This is a genomic window from Enterococcus sp. VV15, from assembly GCF_005236045.1.
GTDB lineage: Bacteria > Bacillota > Bacilli > Lactobacillales > Enterococcaceae > Enterococcus_B > Enterococcus_B durans.
The window spans coordinates 133,203-139,730 of record NZ_QPTY01000004.1; the positions used below are offsets into that span (position 1 = coordinate 133,203).

The 6,528-nt window shown below is 32.1% G+C and carries 4 protein-coding genes and 3 pseudogenes; 1 reads left to right on the forward strand and 6 read right to left on the reverse strand.

Translation table 11 applies throughout. The annotated features are described in order from the left end of the window. Positions 1-3: 3 nt before the first annotated feature. From DVW83_RS03125 to DVW83_RS03145, 5 genes and pseudogenes are all read right to left on the reverse strand, one after another. Entirely contained in the window at positions 4-636 is a 633-nt protein-coding gene (locus DVW83_RS03125) for a hypothetical protein (RefSeq protein ID WP_137239022.1), read from the reverse strand. Between the two features lie 645 nt (positions 637-1,281). After that, positions 1,282-2,787: a helix-turn-helix domain-containing protein gene (locus tag DVW83_RS03130; protein ID WP_161569446.1), complete on the reverse strand. Its 1,506-nt coding sequence runs from the start codon at positions 2,785-2,787 to the stop codon at positions 1,282-1,284. A 368-nt stretch (positions 2,788-3,155) separates the two neighbouring features. Continuing rightward, positions 3,156-3,782, reverse strand: a pseudogene (locus DVW83_RS03135) (AAA family ATPase). Between the two features lie 557 nt (positions 3,783-4,339). Continuing rightward, the gene (locus DVW83_RS03140) at positions 4,340-4,483 is read right to left on the reverse strand and encodes a helix-turn-helix domain-containing protein (RefSeq protein WP_224784375.1); all 144 of its coding nucleotides are present in this window, start codon (positions 4,481-4,483) and stop codon (positions 4,340-4,342) included. Between the two features lie 28 nt (positions 4,484-4,511). Next, positions 4,512-4,659, reverse strand: a pseudogene (locus DVW83_RS03145) (helix-turn-helix domain-containing protein); the annotation flags it as partial. Between DVW83_RS03145 and DVW83_RS03150 the strand changes: the two are divergent. Continuing rightward, positions 4,650-4,802 (forward strand): annotated as a pseudogene (locus tag DVW83_RS03150) (IS6 family transposase); the annotation flags it as partial. The pseudogenes DVW83_RS03145 and DVW83_RS03150 sit on opposite strands and share 10 nt — an antisense overlap. Positions 4,803-4,859: 57 nt before the next feature. On the opposite strand, the gene DVW83_RS15370 reads toward DVW83_RS03150, so the two are convergent. Beyond that, complete coding sequence (locus DVW83_RS15370) at positions 4,860-6,464, reverse strand: hypothetical protein (RefSeq protein WP_224788523.1); 1,605 nt, start codon at positions 6,462-6,464, stop codon at positions 4,860-4,862. Positions 6,465-6,528 lie beyond the last annotated feature (64 nt).

Below are 6,528 nucleotides of genomic sequence, written 5' to 3' on the forward strand. Positions count from 1 at the left end.
CCTTTATTTATGCTTTGTTGCAGCAAAGTGTAGATTCATCTTAAATTCTGGTCTCAATGCTGTATCTTTTCCTGCTAATAAATGGGACTGATCAATTTTCCCAGAGAAATTAAAGTTCTTTGATTGATTAATATCAAGTTTTGTCAGAAAAGTTTTCTTGTTTAAATGCTGACCCGCTTTAGTCTGTAGTTTAACTCCAGCTTCGGTAGCAGCCTGGAAGTACAGTTCTTGTTTAATGCCTAATGATGTCGTTTCTTCGAACTTGTCAATTGACACAGCAAGGTCATGCGTACTTGAGTTATTTCTCATAGTATAGATGGGGGAAGTTATATCTTCTGTTGAATCACCTTGATCGTCAACTCCGTTAGCGTATAAAACGGTAGTCGGAATTGTGATATTAATTTTTGTTGGATCACTTGGGTCAACAATCTCAGGACCTTCAGGATCAGTACCGTCCTGTTTTCCAATCCAACCTTTGATTTCCACTTCAGCATTTTCTTTTTTATCTACTGTTTCTGTTGGTGTATTTGGATCTGTTTGGCCTGGTGTCCAACCCATCGCATGTGTTGTTGTATTTAACATTAAACCACCTAATAAAGCTGTTGTTAGTAACCCTAACGAAATAGTTTTTTTCACGATAGTATCTCCTCTATGTATTTTTCTCATTATTTTTTCAAATAAGAACAAAATCAAAAAACGATTAATATTAGCCCAATCTTTTCGATGAAAAATGAACTTATTTCATTCATCTGTGAAAAGCTTTGCGCTGGCTTTTTATTATCATTACTTTCATTAGGAGAGGATCTTGAATTGATTATCCCTTGTACTTCAACGCTTTGATTATGTTTTGCACAATAACAACTCACTACATGGCAAAAATAACACTATTTAACATCAACATACAAAGAACACTATACTTTATCCTCATCCCTTATTATTCACCTCCTACCATTAGGTTATTCTAATAATACTTAATTTTCTTTAAAACTTCAAAGCCATTTTTTTCTAATTTGAACTTATTTTTGGTTTAAAAATAACTGCTGTAAAAAAATTCGTCCGCTTCTATAATTCTAATTTTTCTTTTTAAAATCACTTAAAGATAAATTTTAAGTAGAAAAAAATAACAAAATAACCGATAATTTAATACACATAAAATACGGGAAGATCGTCAATCGAAAACGACATGGCTTGACATAAAAATAGGCTGCACCTGTCATACTAATTAGGTCAAATAATGATAACTACTCTGATATTCAATATAAATTACTTTTTAGCCATATTTCAAGCAAGTATATTCACACGTTGACTGTTTCGTTTAACTTCATTTAAATATAAATTTATAAGCTTTTCAGAAGAATCTTTATCTAAAATATCAGATATACAAATCACTGGAACTGAGAACGAACGCAATTCGGGAATAGTTCCGTCTGTGATAACACAGGCCATATTATTGAATTTTGCTATTTTTTTCAAATTATTTGGGTTGAAAATTTTTATGTTATATTTCGACCTAAATTGATACTCAATATCATCTTTTAAACACGAGAGATGTTCAAAACTTGTAGACATAACCAAAGCTGCGTTTAATGTCATCGATTCTTGCTCAATATTCTCTAATAAATCATCCCAATATGTGACTAACATAAATATGGCATGGTACACCATTTCGTCAATATCTTCGTGTTTCAAGTTTTGAAACTTTGAAAATATCTCTGTCAATTTTTCTTTAAGATATCCTGAAATAACTGGATATCTACTTTTCAAAGAAAGATAGAATTCTTTATCCCTAAAGTATAAAATATGATTAACCCCTAAAGTCTGAATGGAGGACCAATAGATATCATTAACTAATCGTTCCTTTAAAGGGCATATTTTCATAAGCTTATCCTCAATAGATTCAATAAAACAAAAAATTTCAGCCATGATATCCCGACTAGAAGAAAAATCTTCTTCACGCATCCCAATTGTTAAGTAACATTTTTTTGAGTAGGGTAGAAAACACATATAGAATAATTGACTAATATTGAACTCAGTTAGTTCGATATCAAATACTGTTTTGAATTGTTGATAAAAATTATCTATTATTGTTTGACAATGAAAATATGGGTACTCAGGGACAAAATCATGTATTTTAAATCCCTTTTTTAACCTTTCCATCATTAAATAAACGTGCATCTTCATTTTGTTTATTAAACAGTGTCTACTAAATTGATTAATCTTCATCTGATGGTTACTTGAATAGAATTGCTCAATCACATGCTCAATAAGCAAACTTTTTTCAACTCCTAAAATGACCTCTACTGATCCATACCGTTCCATCATATAATTCAGCATAATTTGACAAATAGATCGCTGATTCCCGACAATCGAAAAAGTTGGAGATATTAGCGCTCCATAACATTGAATAACTTCATTAATTTGATTTACTAATCTTTTAACATGTGAAGTGGATACAAAATTTTTAGAGCTAAGCTCATCAAAAGATTTGAACTCTTCAAAAAATAGAGATTCCATAATTTTAAATTGGTTACTACTTTCTAAAATTTTTGCGTACAAATCACTCTTTGATACCCAACTCTCTTTAATCAAAGTCACCTCTATCCTTGAAGTGATCGCAATAGAGATACCTTTCATATAGCTATTGATATATTCAATATCATTTCTTATTGTTTTTTCTGTCGCATTCAAATTATTTGAAAGTCTGCGCATTGAAAATATTTGGCAATCCCATAATTCTTCTACTAAACACATTTGTCTTTTTAATCGAGTATCTAAAAGTCGTTTCATGAATTCTCCCTTCAAATAAATAACATAGTTTAATAAAAAATTCATCACTTTTTAATTATATCACAATAATTAGAACCACATAACAAAACGGTTGACTATAAATTAATAATTTAGGTAAAAAAACATCAGACAATTTCATTGATTAAATACTAATTAAAATATAATCTACTTTCCCATTCACTATATCGTATAGATGGAGTTTTTTTAACTATTTTTTGCATTGTTTCTGCAAAAAAAGACTTTAGACACTGGAGAACTGAGCCTCGATTAAAGTTGCTAATCGGACATCAAAAGACTATGAGATTCTTATTTTCAGAAGCATCTTGAATTTTTCTATTTTAGTTTACAATTTCTAGCGTTACCATCTATCACAATTCAATAACATGATCTACAGTGATCTTATCCATTTGATTAATTCGTAATATACGATCAATCTGAGCAAATAGTCGATGAATTAATCGAAAATTTCCTTTTGTAATTTTTATAATAGTTGTAATTGCTTCATAATCGGAAAAATCTTCTAATTTTATATCAATTCCTAAATCTGTCCATTTGTATTCCAAAATATGGTGAGTTTCATCTTTACTAAGATTATCAAACTCATGTACAAATCCTATTCGAGAGTAAAGCTGTTGGTACCTAGATAATCTTTTTTCAATGCCTGGCATACCTATTAGAATCAGAGCTAAGTCATTTTGATCATAAACATCTCTTAATTATTCTAAATGTTGAAGTTTTAATCGATCGATTTCATCGATAATAATTAAATCAATTCCCTTTATAGGAATTTGAAGCATAAATTTCCTTTTGATTATATTTAAAAACTAAATGCATTGTTCTGACCATATTAATTCTAGTTGATAATGTATGGATCTCTGAACTAACACGAGCAATTTTTCCTGCTGGTACAGTATAAAAAACTTTATTTGCACTTAATATTTCTTCTGTTGCATCTTTTCCTCATCTGCATGACGATAGGCAATTTGTTTTTCTATATTATCCCAATTACAGTAATACCTTGAAGATAACCTTTTGCCTACTAAAAATTTTCAGGAATATCACATATTGGCCATGAAGAATCTTTTTTTGTCCAAATAGCTTGATGTAAGGTTAACGCGGTATTGATTCCTGAAGGAGCAGAAAAACTCAAATAATAACCAGCAACTGCTCGACTATAATCATTAACATAATGGTCCACCAGGGACGATTAATATTTCCTTTTTCATCAAGCAATTTGATGTCTAGTGAGGTATGATCCGCTTACCAAATTTCATTTGGTCGTGTTGCTTCCCTTATAGCAATCAAATCATAATTCTCTTTATATATTTTCTCTCCTTCATGGGCTAATTGAATGAGACTTTGGGGAATGCTTTTTCGTAATTTATAGATTTGAGAATAACTTGGTATATCTAGTTTGTTTTCTTTACAATAGGAAGTAATTTCCCAAGATAATGTCTTTGTACTTATTTTTTTGTATCTTACTACCAATTCTTCCGCTTTTTGTCGAACCTTTTCTGAAACCCTGATTTACTCAAAATCAATTCGAGTCTTTCTAACTTAAACCAGCTAGACCATCATGTTCATATTTTTGTACCCATTGATAGAGTGTACGAGTAGGTACGTTATTTTTAATAGCTATTTCTTTTATCGTTTCTTGTTTATTAAGATAAGGCTCAATAATTTTATATTTTTTCATCCCATCTATTCTTTGCTAGTCTGAAAAACTAGTGAGCGTTTGTTTTTTCATCTTTTTTCCTCCATTTTATCTAAATAACGATAAATCGTTGTTCGAGAAACATTCCAACGTTCGGCAATGGTTTTAATTGGTGTTCCACTATCAACTAACGTCTTTAGTAGTTCTAAGTCTTCGGACATCTTCTGCTACGATTAAGGGCATGGAAACAATTCGAGGAATCTACAAAAACAGAGGCTGGGACAGAAGTATTTCTTACTTTTGTCCCACGTTCTTTTCGGTCTGCACTGAAATCAAGGTGTTATTGGAAATTCTAGCTTAAGAAATTGTCAAAATGGAATACCTATTGTTCATTTTAAAAGTTTGCAACGGAACCACTTTATCGATATATAGTTTCGGTTTGAGCTATTCCTAACCTTTGATTGCGTCTTGTTTTCTTTCTAGCATCGCTTTTTTCTTTTATCATAGTTACAACATTTAATATACTTTTCTTTTCTGCTTTTCTTTTTTCGATTTTCACGTTTGATGTACTATCACCTATGTCTGCTGTTGCTGCCACATGAGGATCTTGCGTAACTTCTATCTTCTCTTTTTCTTGTGTCTTATCTAAGTGAGGGCTTAACCAATATTGTTCTGTATTGAACAAAAAGCCCATTACTAAGTTTAAAAATAGCGATTTGGATATTTTTTGATCTGGTTTATCACTAATACTTCTTTGTACACGTGGTCGTACATTAAAATCTCTTCCTTGAGAGAGATCTCTGACGATAGTTGCTACCATCTCCGCATCCTCCATCTGAAGATTAACCCGTAACATATCATCTAAGAGTACTTTCGCCATAACAGCATCTCTCGATAATTCAGGTAGATTTTGATATTGTGCTACTCGATCTACAAAGTTTTCGAAAGCGGGAGTATCTTTTATACTAAAAAATTTTTCATTATATTCCTGTAATACATCCCTGCCACTCTTAGAAAAGCCTTTCGGAGGTATCCGAAACTGCATTAAATCCCCTGTATGAGAACCAAGATGTGTCGTTTCATGTAATACGACCTCAAATTCAGATTTTTTTAATTCGTATTTTTTTGAAACATCTGCAACTAAATCAGGATTTGTATGGAAAACATCTGCTAAAAATATCATTCTACATTGTGGGTCCTGTGGAATTACGAATGCATTGGGAGCATGACGTTTGGTCAACAGTGATTCATATTTTCCTGTCTGTGTGTTCAAAATCAATCCAGTAGACGCAATCCAAACATTTTCAAATCCCAAATCTTTAGTTTGTTGAAGGACTTGTTCTCCTTTTGTTGCTATTGACATTAATTTTTTATTAATCTCCCGTAATATCTCCTCTTTATTCATTGAATGTTCCAACTGGAACATTTGCGTCAAATATTGCCCTTGACGGGTATCTGAAATAATCGCTTTTGTCAACAAGTCTTGGCACATATCTTTTAGATACAAAAAAGCTCTTCTCGCCTTTTCAAAATCCTTTGAAAGTTGTTTTTGAAACGGTTGGATAAAATCTGGTACTTTACTTGAATCAAGCCCCTTAGTCACTCGAATGTCAGGATTAGGATGGGAAGACAACGAGTCCTCAATATACGACCAGATCAACGATCTCAGCTCATCTTCACTTGCAAGATCGTTAGATGCAACCTCGATAGGTCGAGATGGAATAAAACTAGATAGTTCTTTGGGTCGTACCGTAGGATTCTCTATTCTTTTGACTATATTTGAAGAATATACTATTGGTTGTCTCAACTTATTCCAAGCAAGTGATCTATCTAAAGGCGCTGGAAGGGTATTTACCCCCTGTAAAAGTCGGATTCGTTTCCCATGATCTAATTGCGATGAACCTAGTTGTCCATTCCCCACAGAATCTTTTACTTTTAGTATATCTTTCAAAGTATGTATTTCACTTTTTATACGATTGGTTTCTCTAACCACAAGTTCTTCCTGTCGCGTCTTTTTCTCCAAGAATGTTTCACCACGAAATTGATTGATTTCTGGGTGGAATCTTAGAATCGTCATGGGGCTGTTT